At 72.8% G+C, this 18,270-nt stretch carries 16 protein-coding genes; 3 read left to right on the top strand and 13 right to left on the bottom strand.

What is annotated here, in order from left to right; genetic code table 11:
- Window positions 1-75 precede the first annotated feature (75 nt).
- Genes ACFXKZ_RS24455 through rimP form a run of 3 tightly spaced genes read right to left on the bottom strand, consistent with a single transcriptional unit; the run spans window position 76 to window position 2,042 of the window.
- A complete protein-coding gene (locus ACFXKZ_RS24455) occupies window positions 76-444 on the bottom strand; it encodes a YlxR family protein (RefSeq protein WP_380003163.1) in 369 nt (122 codons plus the stop codon).
- 8 nt (window positions 445-452) lie between these two features.
- Window positions 453-1,475 carry a transcription termination factor NusA gene (gene nusA / locus ACFXKZ_RS24450; protein ID WP_078977439.1) on the bottom strand — a complete coding sequence of 341 codons (1,023 nt, stop codon included), beginning with the start codon at window positions 1,473-1,475 and terminating at the stop codon, window positions 453-455.
- A 3-nt stretch (window positions 1,476-1,478) separates the two neighbouring features.
- A complete protein-coding gene (rimP, locus tag ACFXKZ_RS24445; RefSeq protein ID WP_380003083.1) occupies window positions 1,479-2,042 on the bottom strand; it encodes a ribosome maturation factor RimP in 564 nt (187 codons plus the stop codon).
- A gap of 232 nt (window positions 2,043-2,274) precedes the next feature.
- Between rimP and ACFXKZ_RS24440 the strand changes: the two genes are divergently transcribed.
- From ACFXKZ_RS24440 to ACFXKZ_RS24430, 3 genes are read left to right on the top strand one after another with little or no spacing between them, the layout of a single operon-like run.
- A complete protein-coding gene (locus ACFXKZ_RS24440; protein ID WP_380003082.1) occupies window positions 2,275-2,745 on the top strand; it encodes a hypothetical protein in 471 nt (156 codons plus the stop codon).
- Entirely contained in the window at window positions 2,742-3,227 is a 486-nt protein-coding gene (locus ACFXKZ_RS24435; protein ID WP_380003081.1) for a ferritin-like domain-containing protein, read from the top strand. The genes ACFXKZ_RS24440 and ACFXKZ_RS24435 overlap by 4 nt, the downstream gene beginning before the upstream one ends.
- Window positions 3,224-4,141, top strand: coding sequence for an aminoglycoside phosphotransferase family protein (locus ACFXKZ_RS24430; RefSeq protein WP_380003080.1), 918 nt, complete (start codon window positions 3,224-3,226; stop codon window positions 4,139-4,141). Before ACFXKZ_RS24435 ends, ACFXKZ_RS24430 begins: the two co-directional genes overlap by 4 nt.
- A gap of 64 nt (window positions 4,142-4,205) precedes the next feature.
- Here the strand turns inward: ACFXKZ_RS24430 and ACFXKZ_RS24425 are convergent, their stop codons facing one another.
- From ACFXKZ_RS24425 to ACFXKZ_RS24380, 10 genes are all read right to left on the bottom strand, one after another.
- A complete protein-coding gene (locus ACFXKZ_RS24425; protein ID WP_380003079.1) occupies window positions 4,206-4,733 on the bottom strand; it encodes a GNAT family N-acetyltransferase in 528 nt (175 codons plus the stop codon).
- Between the two features lie 64 nt (window positions 4,734-4,797).
- Complete coding sequence (locus ACFXKZ_RS24420) at window positions 4,798-5,655, bottom strand: GNAT family N-acetyltransferase (RefSeq protein WP_380003078.1); 858 nt, start codon at window positions 5,653-5,655, stop codon at window positions 4,798-4,800.
- A gap of 102 nt (window positions 5,656-5,757) precedes the next feature.
- Window positions 5,758-7,254 (bottom strand): alpha/beta hydrolase, encoded by a 1,497-nt coding sequence (locus tag ACFXKZ_RS24415; protein ID WP_380003077.1) that lies wholly within the window; start codon window positions 7,252-7,254, stop codon window positions 5,758-5,760.
- The gene (locus tag ACFXKZ_RS24410) at window positions 7,251-8,699 is read right to left on the bottom strand and encodes an alpha/beta hydrolase (RefSeq protein WP_380003076.1); all 1,449 of its coding nucleotides are present in this window, start codon (window positions 8,697-8,699) and stop codon (window positions 7,251-7,253) included. The genes ACFXKZ_RS24415 and ACFXKZ_RS24410 overlap by 4 nt, the downstream gene beginning before the upstream one ends.
- 307 nt (window positions 8,700-9,006) lie before the next feature.
- Window positions 9,007-10,164, bottom strand: a complete 1,158-nt coding sequence (ispG, locus tag ACFXKZ_RS24405; protein WP_380003075.1) for a flavodoxin-dependent (E)-4-hydroxy-3-methylbut-2-enyl-diphosphate synthase — start codon at window positions 10,162-10,164, stop codon at window positions 9,007-9,009.
- Between the two features lie 158 nt (window positions 10,165-10,322).
- Complete coding sequence (locus ACFXKZ_RS24400) at window positions 10,323-11,624, bottom strand: M50 family metallopeptidase (RefSeq protein ID WP_380003074.1); 1,302 nt, start codon at window positions 11,622-11,624, stop codon at window positions 10,323-10,325.
- Entirely contained in the window at window positions 11,621-12,883 is a 1,263-nt protein-coding gene (dxr, locus tag ACFXKZ_RS24395; protein ID WP_380003073.1) for a 1-deoxy-D-xylulose-5-phosphate reductoisomerase, read from the bottom strand. Before dxr ends, ACFXKZ_RS24400 begins: the two co-directional genes overlap by 4 nt.
- A 130-nt stretch (window positions 12,884-13,013) precedes the next feature.
- Window positions 13,014-14,939 (bottom strand): acyl-CoA dehydrogenase family protein, encoded by a 1,926-nt coding sequence (locus ACFXKZ_RS24390; protein WP_380003072.1) that lies wholly within the window; start codon window positions 14,937-14,939, stop codon window positions 13,014-13,016.
- A gap of 249 nt (window positions 14,940-15,188) precedes the next feature.
- A complete protein-coding gene (locus ACFXKZ_RS24385) occupies window positions 15,189-16,631 on the bottom strand; it encodes an aldehyde dehydrogenase family protein (RefSeq protein WP_380003071.1) in 1,443 nt (480 codons plus the stop codon).
- 108 nt (window positions 16,632-16,739) lie between these two features.
- Window positions 16,740-18,260, bottom strand: a complete 1,521-nt coding sequence (locus tag ACFXKZ_RS24380) for a PucR family transcriptional regulator (RefSeq protein ID WP_380003070.1) — start codon at window positions 18,258-18,260, stop codon at window positions 16,740-16,742.
- Window positions 18,261-18,270: the final 10 nt, after the last annotated feature.

Here is an 18,270-nt window from a genome sequence, read left to right as displayed (position 1 = left end):
GGTCGTCCGCCGGACCGTCACTACCGCATGTCTGTACTCATCGCGTACTCATCGAGTGCTCATCGCAATCTCGACCTACTTCCGACTCGCGAGGTACCGCTTCGCTGGACCTGTCCGACCGACCTCTGACAACCCATCACCGCTCAAAAAAGCACGCAGTGGTGCCGAGTCCAGCGGCCCCGGCACGCGCAAAGCCCGAACGAACGCCTTGCGGCGCTCCGCCTGGGCCAGGCACTCCGGATCGGGGTGCAGATGCGCTCCCCGCCCGGGCATTCGGCCGCGGGGATCGGGGACACAAACGCCCTCGACCGCCACGACCCGCAATAGGTCGGCCTTGGCCGCACGCTGCCGACAACCTACGCACGTTCGGCACGGGGAAGCGGTGATTTCCCGCTTCTCCGACCTTGTACGAGGGCATGCTCGGGCACGCCTGCGACCAGACATGTTCAAGTCTACCGCTCCTCACCGCGACCTGGTTCGGTCGACCGGGTCCGGTCGTCCGAATCGGTGGTCTCGGTGTCCGGCCGGATGTCGATGCGCCATCCGGTCAATCGCGCGGCAAGTCGGGCATTCTGCCCCTCCTTGCCGATCGCCAGCGAGAGCTGGTAGTCGGGCACCGTCACCCGGGCGGAGCGCGCGGCGAGATCCACGATCTCGACCTTGCTCACCCGCGCCGGCGACAGCGCGTTGGCCACCATCCGCGCGGGGTCGTCCGACCAGTCGACGATGTCGATCTTCTCGCCGTTCAACTCGGCCATCACGGCGCGCACGCGCGCGCCCATCGGCCCGATGCACGCGCCCTTGGGGTTGAGCCCGGCGCGCGTGGAGTAGACGGCGATCTTGGAGCGGTGGCCGGCCTCGCGGGCGATCGCGGCGATCTCGACGCTGCCGTCGGCGATCTCCGGGACCTCCAGCGCGAACAGCCTCCGCACCAGGTTGGGGTGGGTGCGCGAGAGCGTGATGGACGGCCCCTTGGGCCCACGCCGCACCTGTACGACATAGCAGCGCAGGCGCATGCCGTGCGCGTACCGCTCGCCCGGCACCTGCTCCTGGGGCGGCAGGATCGCCTCGATGCGACCCAGGTCCACCAGGACGTTGCGGTTGTCCTTGCCCTGCTGGACCACACCGGCGACGATCTCGCCCTCACGACCGGCGAACTCGCCGAACGTGATCTCCTCCTCGGCGTCGCGCAGCCGCTGCAGGATCACCTGCTTGGCGGTGGTCGCCGCGATCCGGCCGAAGTCGTCCGGGGTGTCGTCGAACTCGCGCACGCGCTGACCGGCCTCGTCGGTCTCGGTCGCCCATACGGTGACGTGACCGCTTGCCCGGTCCAGCTCCACGCGCGCCTTGGGCAGGCTGCCCTCGGTGCGGTGGTAGGCGATCAACAGGGCCGACTCGATGGCCTCGACCAGGAGGTCGAACTTGATCTCTTTTTCGCGCTCGAGCCCGCGCAGGGCGCTCATGTCGATGTCCACGTCCTACGCCTCCTCGTCCATGGTGTCGTCCGCGTCGGTGTCGTGCTCGACACCGGTGTCGTCGTCCTCGTCGTCTTCTTCGGTCTCGGCGTTCGTCGCCGAATCCTTGCCCTTGCGGTTGAACTCGACCTGTACGACGGCCTTGGCCACCTCGTCCCAGGTCAACCGTCGTGGCGTGCCGTCGACGTCCAGTTCCACACCCTCCGCGTCGCTCGCGCCGATCCGGCCGGTCACCGTGCCGCCGTCGTGCAGCTGCACCAGGACCAGCCGATCGGCCGCGCGGCGCCAGTGCCGCTCCAGCGTCAGCGGGCGGTCCACACCGGGGGTGGTGACTTCCAGCAGGTAGGGCAGCGAGCCGAGCACGTCGCTCGGGTCGAGCACGTCGGAGACCGCGCGGCTGACCTCGGCGACCTTGTCCAGGTCGACGCCGCCGTCGGCGGCCACCATCACGCGCAGCACACGCCGTTTTCCGGCGGGAGTGAGGGAAACTTCCTCGAGATCCACGCCCAGGGTCGATACCACCGGCTCCAGCAACTCCCGCAGCCGGTCCAACGTGGTGGTGCTCATCCGGGTGACTCCTCGGCTGCGTGTGCTGTTGTCTCAGGTGCGTCGACCGCCGGAGGGCGGGTCGGGGGAGGACAACAGTATCCGGTCCGGGAGCCATCTCGCGCACGTCCACCCGGCGTACACGGGTTGTCCGCCGGATGTCCGGCGGGCTCCACAGGCCCGGCCATGCGGTAGCGTCCGACACGGCCGGAGGCGGCACGGACATCACGGACGAGGTTCAGGAGCGGGACGCATGCGCGACGCGGGGCCGACGCGACGGGCCGTCCTCGGCGCCGTGACCGCGGCGACGATCGCCGCCGCGGTCGCCGGGTGCGACGACGGCGGAGGTTCGGACCAGGGGCGGCGCAAGGCCGACGACGCGGCGCGCGACCGGGCGTACGCGGCGACCGGGGCGCTGTTGGCGCACTACGACGCGGTGGCCGCGCGACACGCCCCGTTGGCCGAGCGGATCCGGCCGCTGTCGGTCGAGTTGCGGCAACACCTGACGGCCTTCGCCGGTCGCGCGACACACCCCGCGCCGCCCCCCGGGGCCGCGCCCGACGACCTCGCCGCGGCGACCACCACGATCGCCGACCGGGCGCAGCAGGCCTCGGACGAGCGACTGGTCGACCTGGACCGGGTCTCCCCCGATCTCGCCCGCCGACTGGCGGCCACCTCGGCGTGTCTGGCGGGACACGCCCAACTGTTTCGGAGCGCATCGTGAGTACGCCGCGTCCGACCCCGTCGGGGGCCGCCGCCGTCGAGGTGAAGGCGCTGCGCGACGCGCTGGACGCAGAGCACGCGGCGGTCTACGGATACGGCATCGCGGGCGGGCGGCTGACCGGCGCCGCCCGGACCCAGGCGCGGACCGCGCTGGACGCGCATCGGGCCCGGCGGGACACGATCACCCGGCTGATCGCCGACCGGGGCGCGACCGCGCCGCCGGCGGCGCCCGCGTACACGGTGCCCTTCCCGGTGGCCACGCCGGCGGACGCGACCCGGCTCGCGGTGTACCTGGAGGACGGGGTCGCGCTGCACCTCGGCGCACTGGTGGCCGCGGCCGGGGCGCCGCTGCGGGCGGAGGCGGCCGGCTGGTTGCGCGAGGCCGCGGTGTGGGGGGTGCGCTGGCGGGGGGCGAGTACGCCCTTCCCGGGGGTGCCCGAGGAGGGTGGTTCGGGGACGGCGACGGCGGGGGGCCGCACGTGAACGATCGGGTCGAGGTACCGGAACGGCTGACGCGGACCGCGCTGCGCTGGTGTGGCGAGGAGGCCGCGCGCGGGTGGCTCGCGGGGCTGCCGGACGCGGTCGCGGAGTACGCGGCGCGCTGGGGGCTGACCGTGGAGCGGCCGATCATTCCCGGCGGCGCGCTGAGCCTGACCTTCCTGGTCCGCCGGGCGGACGACACGCCGGCCACGCTCAAGCTGGGCTTCGTGGATCGCTACACCGCGCATGAGCCGACCGCGCTCGCGCTGTGGGACGGCGCCGGCGCGGTGCGGTTGCTGGAGGCGGATCCGGCGCGCGGCGCGCTGTTGCTGGAGCGGCTGCAACCGGACGTCTCGCTGCGCTCGTTGGCGGAGGATCGGGCGATGCTGGAGGCCGCGGAGGTGGTCCGCCGGTTGTGGGTGGCCCCGCCCGCCGACTGCCCGATCGAGCCGGTCGCGGAGCGAGCCGGGCACTGGGGCGCATCGATCCCGCGGCGCTACGCGGAGCTCGCCGGCCCGTGCCCGAAGGCGCTCGTCGACGAGGCGGTGGCGCTGTGTGGCGAACTGGCCGCGTCGCAGCCGGAGGTGGTGGTGCTGCACACCGACTGCCACCACGGCAACGTGCTCGCGGGCACTCGGGCGAAGTGGCTGGCCATCGATCCGCGGCCGATGCTCGGCGAGCGGGCCTTCGACCTGGGGCCGCTGGTCCGGGACCGGATGGCCACGGTGGTCGCCGAGCCGCGTCCGCAGGCGCTGGTGCGGCGGCGGGTGACGTGGTTGGCGAACGCGCTGGACCTGGACCCCGAGCGGGTGCGCGGGTGGGCGCTGGTGCAGGCGTTGGCACTGGGCCTGTGGTGCCTGTCGGTGGACGACCCGGCGGGCGAGGACCTGCTGTCGGTCGCGGAGTGGCTGTCCTGAGCCGTGCCCCGGCTACCGGCGCGCGGCGGCGCCGTCGGACGCGGCGGGATCGGGCGCGGCGGCATCACGCGAAGGGCAGGATCGCGCCCATCACGGTGTAGGGCCGGTTGTTGCCCGGGAACAGCACCGGGCGGGCCAGGTCGACGAAGCCCAGGCCGCGATAGAGCCGGCGCGCGGGGGTCTGCTCGTCGATCGCGGAGAGCAGGATGTGCGAGCGGTCCTGGCCCCGGCACAGCAGGCCGATCAGGGTGCGGCCGATGCCGTGCCCCTGCCAGCGCGGCAGCACGTGCAACTCGCCGACCACGAACGACTCGTCCAGCCAGGCCCGATGGCCCTCCCGGGCCAGGTGCGGCTCGATCACCAGGCTCCACCACTGGTCGGTGAGGTTGGGATAGCCGTAGCCGAAACCGACCAGGCGACCGGCGCCGTCGAACGCGCCGAGCGAGCGCACCCCGGCGAAGGCCGCGTGGCGGCGCATTATCCGCTGCCGGATCGCGATCTCGTCGTCGGCGAGCCCGAACGCGTGCGCCTGTACCTCGACCGCCTCGTCCGCGTACGCGGCGAGGTCGACGACCCGGCACGTCCACTCCATCAGCACACGCACTCCATCGGGACGAGCCGCCGGCGCCGCATCAGAACAACACACTCATGCTGCCTCAAAACAACACACTCATGAAGGCGCCGGTCTCGGCGAAGCCGACCCGCCGATAAGCCGCGCGGGCGGGGCCGTTGTAGCTGTTCACGTACAGGCTGGCCACCGGCGCGACCTCGGCGAGCGCGTGCCGCAGCACCGCCGCCATGCCGATCTCGGACAGCCCCTCACCGCGCCGCTCCGGGGCCACCCACACACCCTGGATCTGGCACGCGTGCCGGGTGACCGCGCCGATCTCCGCCTTGAACACCACCCTGCCGTCCTCGATCCGGGCGAACGCACGGCCACCGGCGATGAGTTCGGACACCCGTGCGCGATACAGCGTGCCACCGTCGCCGATCAGGGGCGAGACTCCGACCTCCTCGGTGAACATCGACACGCACGCGGGCATCACCAGATCCAGCTCGTCCGGCCGCACCCGGCGCACCAGCGGATCCGCGGGCACCTCGGTCGAGGGCCGGCCGGCGACCATCAGCGGCTGCACCGGGCGTACGTCGCGGGCGGGTCCCCAGGCGGGTTCGAGCAGCCGCCACAGACCGGCCGCCGCCTCGGCGGGGCCGACGATCGACGAGCAGCGCCGACCCTGGCGCCGGGCACGTTCGGCGAAGGAACGTATCGCGTCGGGCCCGGCCTCGACCGGAACCAGGTTCGCCCCCGCGTAGCACAGCGAGGTGAGCAGGCCGCCCTCGTAGTAGCCCCACAGCTCGCCGCCCAGACGCCACGGATCGACACCGGCGAGCCGGACCCGGGACGCGACGAAGACGTTGGTGACCGGGTCGCGGTCGAGCAGCGCCTGGACGGCGGACAGGTCGGTCCCGTCCAGGACCTTGGTGGAAACCGAGCTCAGCACGTGCCTCACCATGCCATCGGGCGGACCTTGGGGAAATGCCGGTTGTTGCGGCACCACCCTATGCAGGTCCGGGCCGTATGTGCCGCCCGGGAGGTAGGGGGATCGGCGGGCGGATCAGCGCGGCAGCCTCGGCACCCCCGGTCGGCGCGTCACGGGGCCCTCCGGCGCGGCGGCGTCGCACTCGATGTCGTTCGCGGGCAGGGTCCCGTCGACGAGGTACCCCGTGGCCCGGTCGTCCACGCACGGGCCGTCGACGAGGTAGTGCCCGTGGTTGCCGTTGCCGCGCACGGTCAACAGCCGCGAGGAGGGCAGCGCGTCGTGCATGCGCAGCGCCCCCTCGTAGGGAGTGGCCGGGTCGCCGACGGACTGGATCAGCAGCACACCGGGCAGGCCCGCCCCGTCGATCCGGGTCGGCGGGGCGGTGTTGGTCTGCAGGTATAGGCACGCCCCGGGCGAGGCGATCGCCGCGCCGAGCGCGCCGTCGCGGGTCCGCAGTCGGACCATGTCCGCGTCGAAGACCCGCTCGTCGGCCGGGAAGGGGGCGTCCGCGCAGGAGACGGTCTGGAACACCGACTCGAAGTTGACCTCCTCGGTGGTCGCCGCCCGCCGGGACGCGACCAGCGCCGCCGGGTCGCCGGAGGCGTAGTCGGCGAGCGCGCCGGCCAGCCGGGGCCAGTCCCGGTCGGTGTAGAGCGAACCGATCGTGAACTGGTCGAGTTCGACGCCGCCGAAGGCGCCGTCGGCGGGCTGCGCCACGAGGCGGGCGCGCAGTACGTCCCAGCCGGCCAGCACCCGGGCCGCGCTCGTGCCCAGGTGGTAGCGGTCGTCGCGGTCGGCGGCCCAGGCCGCCCAGTCGCGCTGACGCGCGGAGAAGGCGCGGGCCTGGAGGAAGCCGGTCCCGTACCAGACCTCGGTCGGGTCCACCACGCTGTCCAGGAGCATCCGGTGCACCCGCCGCGGGAACAGTTGCCCGTACACCGCGCCCAGGTAGGTCCCGTACGAGTAGCCCAGGAAGCTCAGCCGCTCCGCGCCGAACGCGGCCCGGACCAGGTCGAGATCGCGGGCGATGTCGCGGGTGGTCAGGTGCGGCAGCAGGTCGGGCGCGGAGGCCCGGCAGCCGTCGGCGAACGCGCGGGTCGCGGCCAGGTGCGCGGCGCGACCGGCGGGAACCGCCGGATCGGGCCTGGGCCCGCGGCCGAAGGTGACCGGGTCGGTGCAGACGACCCGCGTACTGGTGCCGCGCCCGCGCAGGTCGAAGCCGATCAGGTCGTAGGCCCGGCGCAACCGCTCGGGCAGGCCGCCGGCCAGCGCGGCCATCGAGCCGACGGAGGAGGCGCCGGGGCCGCCGAAGTTGACCACCAGGACGCCCTGATACTCGGCCCGGCTCCCGGTGGCCGGCACCCGGGAGACGCCGACCCGGATCCGGGCGCCGTCGGGGCGGGCGTGGTCGAGGGGCGCGCCGATGCTGCCACAGCGCTCGCCCGGCGCGGTGCCCGTCGGGCAGCCGCCCCACGTGATCGGCTCGGTGCCCGCGCGGGCCGGTGCGGGGGCGGCGGTGAGCGCGGCGGCGGTGAGCGCGCCGGCCAGGAGGGCGCGGACGGCGCGGGTCACGATTCCTCACAGGTGGTGTCGCGGCCCGCCGGGAGCGTGCCGTCGGTCAGGTAGGCCGCGGCGGCGGCCAGGACGCAGTCGTTGGGCTGGAACGCGAGGATCCCGTGGTCGCCTTCGCCGAGCACGGTGATCAGGCGCGAGGAGGGCAGCGCGTCGTGCAGCGCGTTCGCCCCGGCGGGCGGGGTCGCCGGATCGCGGGTGCCCTGGATGAGCAACACCGGCGGCAGGTCGTGGCCGTCGATCCGCATCGGGGTCCGGGCCGGCACCGGCCAGAACGCACAGGGCGCGTTCAGCCAGGTGTTGGACCAGGCGGTGAGCGGGGCGGTGGCGTGTACGGCGCGCGCGTCGCGGTCCCACACCGCCCAGTCGCGCGGCCACGGCCCGTCGTGGCACTCGACGGCGGTGTAGATCGCGGTGCCGTTGGCGTCCTGCGCGGTGGGCGGCGTGTACAGCGCGGCGAGCGGGGCCGGGTCGCCGCGGTCCCAGGCGCGCAGGGCGTCGGCGAAGCCGGGCCAGTGCTGCGAGCTGTACAGGGTCCGCGTGGCGAGGTCGTAGAGCTCGGCCGGGCCGACCGCGTCGGCGAGGGGGCGGGTTCGGGCGGCGGCGAGCACACGCGTGAAGATCGGGTCCAGATCGGCGCCGGAGGCGTCGAGGAAGTCGCGCCAACGGCCCTGGAAGGCGATGTCCTGACGCAGGTTGGAGCCGTACCAGACCTGGTCGGGGCGGGGGTCGACGATGCTGTCCAGGATCATCCGGTCGACTCGCTCGGGGAACAACTGCCCGTAGACCGCGCCCAGATAGGTGCCGTAGGACCAGCCGATGAAGGAGAGTTTCGGCCGGCCGAGCGCCGCGCGGACCAGGTCCAGGTCGCGGGCGTTCTCCAGGGTGCCCAGGTGCGGCAGGAGGTGGCCGGCGCGCTCGGCGCAGCCGCCGGCATAGGTGCGGGCGCGCTCGATCAGCCGTTCCTCGTCCCGCGCCGTGGGGGGCACCGGGTCGGGCCTGGGCGCCCGGTCGAAGCTCGCGTCGACGCACGAGATCGGGTCGCTGTGGTGGTTGCCGCGAGGGTCGACGCCGACGATGTCGTAGCTCTGCCGCACCCGTTCGGGCAGGGCGCGGCGGACCAGCCCGGCCAACCACATCCCGCCGCCGCCCGGTCCGCCGGGGTTGACCACGATCGTGCCGCGCCGGGCCCGCCCTCCGGTCGCCGCCGCGAGCGACAGACCCAGCGTGGTGGTGGGCCCGTCGGGGCGCGCGTGGTCGACGGGCACGGCCAGCGTGCCGCAGCGCAGTCCCGGTTCGGCGACATCGTCGGGGCAGCCGCCCCACACGACGCCGGGCGTGCTCCCGACGGCCGGGTGCGCCGTGTCGGGACCACTCGCGGGTCCCGCGGCGGTGCCCGCGATCATGGCGGCGACGGCCACTACGGCCACGACGATGCGTCCCACGCGCGACGCCCCTCCCCCGGGGGCGACGCCCCGATCATGTGTCTCGATGATCGGGGTCGATTACCTGGGGTCGGGGCGCATCAACGATATGTCACTCGCGTGGGCGAGCCGATTGATCCGGTCGGGCTCGAACCGGGGTGGATGGGGGTGGACCCGCCCGGATCGGGATGGACCGGGGTGGACCCGCCCGGACCGGGGTGGATCCGCGCGGACCCGCCTCGATCAAGACCGACCGCAGCCGGATCGGGCACCGGCCGAAATCCGCCCCCGGCGACGCCCCGCCCGGCGACCGCTTCGGGCGACCGACTCAGGCGATGTCGACGATCGGCTCGCCGCTGATCACACCGTCGGCCTGCATCTGCTCGGCCAGCTTGAGCGCCTCGTCGATCAGCGTCTCGACGATCTTCGACTCGGGCACGGTCTTGATCACCTCGCCCTTGACGAAGATCTGCCCCTTGCCATTGCCGGACGCCACACCCAGGTCCGCCTCGCGGGCCTCGCCGGGGCCGTTGACGACGCAGCCCATGACGGCCACCCGCAGCGGCACCTTGAGCCCGTCCAGGCCCGCGGTGACCTCCTCCGCGAGCTTGTACACGTCGACCTGGGCCCGGCCGCAGGACGGGCAGGAGACGATCTCCAGGCCGCGCTGCCGCAGTCCGAGCGACTCCAGGATCTGGTTGCCGACCTTGATCTCCTCGACCGGCGGGGCGGAGAGGGAGACCCGGATGGTGTCGCCGATGCCCTGCGACAGCAGCGCGCCGAACGCGACCGCGGACTTGATCGTGCCCTGGAAGGCGGGCCCGGCCTCGGTGACGCCAAGGTGCAGCGGGTATTCGCAGCGCTCGGCGAGCAGCCGGTATGCCTCGATCATCACGACCGGGTCGTTGTGCTTGACCGAGATCTTGATGTCGCGGAAGTCGTGCTCCTCGAACAACGAGCACTCCCACAGCGCGGACTCCACCAGCGCCTCGGGGGTGGCCCTGCCGTGCTTGGCGAGCAGTCGCTTGTCCAGCGATCCGGCGTTGACGCCGATCCGGATCGGGGTGCCGGCCGCGGAGGCCGCCTTGGCGATCTCGGCGATCTTGTCGTCGAACTGCTTGATGTTGCCCGGGTTGACCCGCACCGCGGCACAACCGGCGTCGATCGCGGCAAAGACGTACTTCGGCTGGAAGTGGATGTCCGCGATCACCGGGATCTGCGACTTGCGCGCGATCGCGGGCAGCGCGTCGGCGTCGTCCTGCGAGGGGACCGCGACCCGGACGATCTGACAGCCGGACGCGGTCAGCTCGGCGATCTGCTGAAGCGTGGCGTTGACGTCGGACGTCAGGGTGGTCGTCATGGACTGCACCGACACCGGGGCGTCTCCGCCGACGGCCACGTTGCCGACCATGATCTGCCGTGACTTGCGGCGCGGCGTGAGGGGCCGGGCAGGTACGGACGGCATTCCGAGCTGGATCGCGGTCATGTTCGCTTGAGTCCCGTGGGTTCGGCGGGGTAGGTCGTCGTCAACGCTACGCCACCGCCCACCGGTACGGACGCGCCCGTACCCCTGTGCCGTCCCACCTGTTGCCTGATCGACACACGCCGGGCCGGCCCGGCCCGGATACGGGCGCGCTCTCGACGCTAGGTGACCTTCACGGGGTTGATCAGGTCGGCGATCAACACCAGGACAGTGAAGGCGATGAAGATCGAGGCCACGACGTAGGCGACCGGCATCAGCCGGGCCACGTCGAACGGGCCCGGGTCCGGACGCTTGCGCAGGCTCGCGATCCGGCGACGGATCGACTCCCACCACGCGCCGATCACATGGCCGCCGTCGAGCGGGAGCAGCGGCAGCATGTTGAACAGGAACAGCGACACGTTGAAGCCGGCGATGATGAAGATCATCAGGCCGACCCGCTGGGACGGCGGCACGTCCAGCGCGGCGACCTCGCCGCCGACCCGGGCCGCGCCGACCACGCCGACCGGGGAGTCCTGATCGCGCTTGTCGCCCTGGAAGGCCGCGCCCCACAGGGCGGGGACCTTCTGCGGGATGCGCAGCAGGCCGTGGAAGGCGTTCTTGACGATGTCACCGGTGAATTCGACGGACTCGGCGGCGCTCTGGCGCTGGATCCCGGTCGCGGGGCTGATGCCCAGGAAGCCGGTGGTGACGTACTGGTTGGGCACGGCCCGCCCGTCGCCGTCGATCTTGATCATCTTGTTCTGTTCGAGCACCGGCTTGAGGGTCAGCTTCTGGCCCTTGCGGTCGACCACGAGGGTGACCTCGCCGGACGACTTGCGGATCAGGCCCTGGAGCTTGTCGTAGTCGCCGATCTTCTGCCCGTTGAACGAGACGATGCGGTCGCCCGGCAGCAGACCCGCCGCCTTGCCGGGTGCCGCCTTGGCGCCCTCGGGGCACTTGTCGGTCTTCGCGTCGGCGCTGACCACACACTCGGAGACGGTGCTCACCGTCGAGGTGGTCTTGTTGATCCCGAAGCCCATCAGGTACACCGCGAGCAGACCGATGGCCAGGATCAGGTTCATGAACGGGCCCGCGAGCATGATGATCGTGCGCTGCCACGGCTTGCGCTGGTAGAACATCCGGTCCTCGTCGCCGGGACCGACCTCCTCGTAGGACGCCTCCCGGGCGTCCTCGATCATGCTGCGCCACGGCGAGGTGCTGCGGGCCTGGACCTTGCCCGACGCGTCGGGCGGGAACATCCCGATCAGCCGGCAGTAGCCGCCGGCCGGGATCGCCTTGAGGCCGTATTCGGTCTCGCCGATCTTCTTCGACCACAACGTCTTGCCGAAGCCGACCATGTACTGCGGCACCCGAACGCCGAACATCTTGCCCGTGACCAGGTGGCCCGCCTCGTGCCAGGCGATGGAGAACAGCAGGCCCACGACAAAGACGACGATGCCGAGGATCGTCATGAACAGGGTCAACGGGGTTCTCCTCCGTGGGCGATGATCTCGCGTGCCCGTCGGCGCGCCCAGTCCTCCGCGTCGAGGACGTCTTCCAGTGTCAACCGGTTGCCGTCCCCACGTACATCATGCTCGCTCACCACGGCGGCGACCGTGTCGGTGATGCCGTTGAACCCCAGGTGTCCCGCGACGAACGCGTCCACACACTCCTCGTTGGCCGCGTTGAACACCGCGGGCGCGGTGCCGCCGGCGCGGCCCGCGGCGCAGGCCAGCCCGACCGCCGGGAAGGCCTCGTGGTCGAGCGGGAAGAACTCCCACGTGGCCGCCTTGGTCCAGTCGCAGCCGGCCGCCGCGTCGGGCACCCGGTCGGGCCAGGACAGGCCGAGCGCGATCGGCAGCCGCATGTCCGGCGGGGACGCCTGGGCCAGCGTCGAGCCGTCGGTGAACTCCACCATCGAGTGCACGATCGACTGCGGGTGGACCACCACGTCGATCCGGTCGAAGGGGATGTCGTAGAGCAGGTGCGCCTCGATCACCTCCAACCCCTTGTTGACCAGGGTCGCCGAGTTGATCGTGATCACCGGGCCCATGTCCCAGGTCGGGTGTGCCGCGGCCTGCGCGGGGGTGACGTCGACCAGGTCGGCGCGGGTGCGACCGCGGAACGGGCCGCCGCTGGCGGTGACCACGAGCCGCTTGACCTGATCGGCCCGGCCGCCGCGCAGCGCCTGGATCAGCGCGGAGTGCTCGGAGTCGACCGGGACGATCTGGCCGGGCTTGGCGATCGCCTTGACCAGCGGGCCGCCGACGATCAGCGACTCCTTGTTGGCCAGCGCGAGGGTGCGTCCCGCGGTCAGCGCGGCCAGCGTGGGGGCCAGGCCGATCGAGCCGGTGATGCCGTTGAGCACCACGTCGCACGGGTGTTCGGCGAGTTCGGTGGCGGCGGTGGGGCCGGCCAGGATGCGCGGCAGCTTGTACTGCCCCTTGGCGTAGCCGCGGCGCTGCGCCTCGGCGTAGAAGGCCAGTTGCAGGTCCTGCGCGGCGGACGCCTTGGCCACGGCGACCACCTCGACCCCGAGTTCGAGCGCCTGCCGGGCCAGTTCGTCGACCCGGCCGCCGCCGGCGGACAGGCCGACGATGCGGAACAGCTCGGGGTGGGCGCGCACCACGTCGATGGTCTGGGTGCCGATCGACCCGGTGGAACCGAGCAGGACGACGTCCCGTCGGCCGGGCGGCTGGTCGGGGGCGGCGAAGGGTGCGTACGGATCGGCCAGGGAGTCCATCCGTCCATTGTGGCCCGCGCCGACGAGGCGCCGAGCACAGGTCGGCCGATTGCCCGCGGTGACCGCCCCGGACGGCGCGAGTCGGCGCGCGGGAGCCTGCGGTACCCGCCCGCGGGCCCCCGCGCGTGGCTCAGCCGACGGGTCGGTGCACGTTCTCCACCTTGGACGGTCCCGGCGTCGCGTCGGCGATCCAGGGGCCCTCGGTGGAGACGTCGAGCACACCCTCCTCCAGCCACAGGTAGCGGCCCGCCAGCACACCCTCGACGGCTCGCCCGTCCAGCGTGTCGGTGTTGGTCCACAACCGGCCGAACAGCTCGTCCACCCGGATCTGCGCCTGCCGGCAGAACAGGTCGGCCAGCTCGTACGCGGCCCGGCCCTGCTCGGCGTCGCGGCGGCGCAGCATGTCGGCCCGCACGCACACCGCGCTCATCGCGAACAGCTCGGCGCCGATGTCGACGATCCGGCCGAGGAAGCCCTGCTTGCGCTCCATCGCGCCCTGCCAGCGGGCCATGCCGTAGAACGTCGAGCGGGCCAGCCGGCGCGAGGTGCGCTCGACGAAGCGCAGGTGCGCGGCCAGGCTCGGCAGCCCGGCGGGGGCGAACTCGCGGTAGGACGTGGGCACCTGCCCCTTGCCGGCGACCAGTTTGGGCAGCCACTTGGCGTAGAAGACACCCGCGTCGGCGGCGGCTTTGCCCTTGGCCTTGAGGTCCGCGTCGGGGTCGATGATGTCGCCGGCCACGGCCAGGTGGGCGTCCACCGCCTCGCGGGCGATCAGCAGGTGCATGATCTCGGTGGAGCCCTCGAAGATCCGGTTGATCCGCATGTCGCGCAACATCTGCTCGGCCGGCACTCCGCGTTCGCCGCGGGCGCGCAGCGAGGCGGCGGTCTCGTAGCCGCGTCCCCCGCGGATCTGCACCAGTTCGTCGCTGACCAGCCAGCCCACTTCGGAGGAGTACAGCTTGGCCAGCGCCGCCTCGATCCGGATGTCGCGCCGGTCCTCGTCGGCCATTCGGGCGGTCAGCTCCAGGACCGCCTCCAGCGCGAAGGCGTTGGCCGCGATGTAGGCGATCTTGCCCGCGACCGCCTCGTGTGCGGCGATCGGGCGGCCCCACTGCTCGCGCTCGCCCGCCCATTCGCGCGCGACCTTCAGCGACCACTTGGCGGCGCCGGCGCACATCGCGGGCAGCGAGAGCCGGCCGGTGTTGAGCGTGGTCAGCGCGATCTTCAGGCCCGCGCCCTCGGCGCCGATCCGGTTCGCCGCGGGCACCCGGACCCGGTGGAAGCGGGTGACGCCGTTCTCGATGCCGCGCAGGCCCATGAAGGCGTTGCGGTTCTCCACGGTGATCCCGGGGCTGTCGGCGTCCACGACGAACGCGGTGATCCCGCCGCGCCGGCCCTCGGCCTTGGGCACCCGGGCCATCACCACCAGGAGTCCGGCGACCACGCCGTTCGTGGTCCACAACTTCACCCCGTCGAGGATGTACGCGTCGCCGTCCTCGGTGGGCACCGCGGAGGTGGCCAGGCGGGCCGGGTCGGAGCCGACGTCGGGCTCGGTGAGCAGGAACGCGCTGACCTCGCGCACGCAGCGCGGCAGGAACTCGCGCTTTTGGTCGTCGGTGCCGAACAGCTTGACCGGCTGCGGCACCCCGATCGACTGGTGCGCGGACAGCAGCGCGCCGAGCGCGGCGTTGACCGAACCGACCAGGACCAGCGCCTTGTTGTAGTACAGCTGGCTCAGGCCGAGGCCGCCGTACTCGGTGTCGACCTTCATCCCGAGCGCGCCGATCTCGGCGAGGCCCTTGATCACCTCGTCGGGAATTTGCGCGTCACGCTCGATCACGGTCGCGTCCACCCGGGTGGTCAGGAACTCGCGCAGTACCGCGAGGAAGTCCTCCCCCCGACGGATCTCCTCCGCGTCCGCCTCGGGGTGCGGGTGGACCAGGTCGAGCCGAAAGCGGCCGAGGAACAACTCCTTGGCGAAACTGGGCTTGTCCCAGTCCTGCTGTCGCGCTTCCTCGGCGACCTTGCGCGCTTCGCGTTCGCTGACAGGGGGCATGGCGGACTCCTCGCGGACTCGCAGCGGAACCGACGTTGTTACCGACCGGTGTTACCTGCCCGTGCACGTCCACTGAATGCCGGGTAACGGGGTTTTGTCCAGAGCTATGCCACCGCCGACGTCAAGACATGCGCGCGTTGATCCGAGGCGTGCGCCGCGTCGATCCCGGGCACCCGCCGCGTCGATCCCGGGCATGCGAAAGGGCCCGGCGGCACCACCCCAGGTGGCCGGGCCCTTCGTCGGTGGGGCCTACAGGTCGAGGCCGGTGAGGACCATCACGCGCTCGTACGTGAAGTCGGTCATCGCGTAGGTGACGCCCTCGCGGCCGACGCCGGAGTTCTTGGCGCCGCCGTACGGCATCTGGTCGGCGCGGTAGGACGGGGCGTCGCCGATGATCACGCCGCCCACCTCCAGTTCGCGCTGGGCCCGGAACGCGGTCTGGATGTCGTGCGTGAACACGCCGGCCTGAAGGCCGAACTCGGAGTCGTTGACCGCGGCGAAGGCGGCGTCGGTGCCGTCCACCCGGGTCAGCGTGAGCACCGGGCCGAAGACCTCCTCGCAGGCGATGGTGACGCCCGCCGGGACCTCGCTGAGCACGGTCGGCGCGTAGTTCGCGCCGTCGCGGGTGCCGCCGGTGAGCACCTTGGCGCCGGCCTGCACGGCCTCGTCCACCCACGCCTGCACCCGCTCGGCGGCGGCCACGCTGACCAGCGGGCCGACGTCGACCGCGTCGTCCTCGGGGTCGCCGGTGACCTGCGCGGCGACCTTGGCCACGACCTTCTCCACCAGGCGGTCGTACACGCTCGTGTCGGCGATCACCCGCTGCACCGAGATGCAGGACTGGCCGCCCTGGTAGTTGGAGAACGTCGCGATCCGCTGCGCGGCCCACTCCAGGTCGGCCTCGGAGGACCAGTCGGCGAGCACGACGGCGGCGGCGTTGCCGCCCAGCTCCAGGGTCACGTGCTTGCGCGGGACCGCGTCCATGATGCTCCAGCCCACCGGGCCCGAGCCGGTGAACGAGATGACCGGCAGCCGCTCGTCCTCGACCAGGGCCGGCATCCGGTCGTTGGGCACCGGCAGCACGCTCCAGCTGCCGGCCGGCAGGTCGGTCTCGGCCAGGATCTCGCCCAGGACCAGTGCGGACAGCGGGGTGGCCGGCGCCGGCTTGAGGATGATCGGCGCGCCGACCGCGATCGCGGGGGCGACCTTGTGCGCGACCAGGTTGAGCGGGAAGTTGAACGGCGCGATGCCGAGCACCACACCCTTGGGGATCCGCCGGACCAGCGCGTAGCGGCCGGTGCCGCCCGCATCGGTGTCGAGGCGCATGCCCTCGCCGTTGAACCGGCGGGCCTCCTCGGCGGCCCAGCGGAACACCGACACCGCGCGGCCGACCTCCCCGCGCGCCCACTTGATCGGCTTGCCGTTCTCGGCGGTGATCAGCCGGGCGATCTCCTCGGTGCGCTCACCCAGGCGCCGGGCGACGTGGTCCAGGGCCGCGGCGCGGCGGTACGCGGGCAGCGCGGCGAACTCGTGCGCGCTCGCGTGGGCGGCGGCGACGGCCTCCTCGATCTGCGCGTCGGTGGGCTCGAAGACCCGGCCGACCAGCCGGCCGTCGTACGAGTTGGTGACGTCGAAGGTCGACTCGCCGGTGGCCTGGCGGCCCGCCAGCCAGAACGCGTGGGTGGTGGTCACTGCTGCTCCTTCTCCGTCAACGGGCGCCGATGATCCCGGTGTCGTCCACGGTACGTCGATCGGGCGGGCGAGTTTTTGTCCATGCCGGCCAATCCCGGCCCGCCGGTGCTACGACTTGTCCTCGGCGGTGCCGGTCGTGTCGCGCAGCGCGAACCACAGTTCCGCGCGGGTGTCCGGATCGTCCAGGGTGCGGCCGAGGATCTCCTCGACCCGGCGGATGCGATAGCGCAGCGTGTGCCGGTGTACGCCCAGATCGCCCGCCGCCGCGTCCCACTGCCCGTGCCGGGCCAGCCACGCGCGCAGCGAGACGATCAGGTCGCCCCGACCGCCCGCGTCGTGCGCGCGCAGCGGCGCGAGCACCTGATCGGCCCACGCGTGCACCGCGTCGCCGTCCAGGAGCGGCAGCAGGCCGCCCGCGTCCCGGCCGTGCACGGTCAGCGCCTTCTCCGAGCGCAGGCCCACCGCGTGCGCGCCCAGCGCCTGCCGATAGCCGTCGCCCGCCCGGTCCGGCTCGACCGGACCGGACACGCCCGCGACCAGCCCCGGCAGGTCGACCGGCTCGACCGGGTCGACCGACTCCGGCAGCACCAGCACCGTCGCGCCGGCCAGTTCGCCGGTCAGTGCCGGGGTGCCCGCCCGGGCCGCCCGCGCGCACAGCCGCTCCGTGAACGCGGCCACCACCGCGTCCGGTCCGGTGGCCACCACCATCCGCCACGGCCCCGGCGGCAGATCGGCCGCGATGTCGTGGGCCAGTTCGGCGGGCGTCGCCCGCTCCCCCGTGAGCAGCAGCCGCAGCAACGCGGTCCGCATCCGGGCGCCGGCGTCGGCGCCCGCCCGGGACTGCTCCAGGGCCAGGGTGAGCAGCGACGCGGCGGTGCCCAGGGTCTGCCGGTCGGCGGTACGCGCGGGCCGGTCGGTACCCACCGCCAGGAACCCGCTGATCCGTCGCTCGGCGCCCAGCGACTGCACCACCACCCGCCCGCCGTCCTCGTCCTCCTGGAGCGACGCCGAGGACGGGGCGGGCATCCGGCGCAGCTTGTCGATGTCGGCGCGCAGCGCCTCGGTACGCGGGCGGGCAGCCGCAGGTGCCACCTGGCGCAGCGTGCCATCGGCGTCGTAGAGCGCGGCCCAGCCGTCGAGCCGGCCCGCGAGTCGGCGGATCAGCGTCGCGGCGCCCTCGCGCCCGGCGGCGGCCCGGGTCAGCTCCTGCTGCACCGCGAATCCGGTGGTGACCGTCTCGTACTGCTCGGCCGCGAGCGCCGAGGAGACCACCTTGCTGATCGCGATGAACGGGGTCGGTCGGGGCACCTCGAACACCGGGAAGCCGTGGCTCTCGGCCGTCTCGACGATCACCGCGGGCACCCGGTCCAGGGTCAGTCCCACGCCGATGCCCAGGCCCGCCACCTCGGCCGCGGCCAGCCGCTCGACGTAGGCGCGCCGCTCGGCGTTGTTGCGGCCGAGCTTCATCCCGGTGGTCAGCAGCAGTTCGCCGCCCTCCAGGTAGGGCGTGGGGTCGGCCAGTTCGCTGGTGTGCACCCACCGCACCTCGCGCTCCAGGCCGCCCTTGCCCGCGAGCACGCGCAGGTCGAGGGCGGGCGCGCGGACCAGGGAGGCGAGGGTGGGCGGCATGTCGGTTTGT

It is taken from the genome of Embleya sp. NPDC059237 (genome assembly GCF_042754105.1).
In the GTDB taxonomy this organism is placed as follows: domain Bacteria; phylum Actinomycetota; class Actinomycetes; order Streptomycetales; family Streptomycetaceae; genus Embleya.
This window is presented reverse-complemented; position numbering and strand designations above follow the sequence as displayed.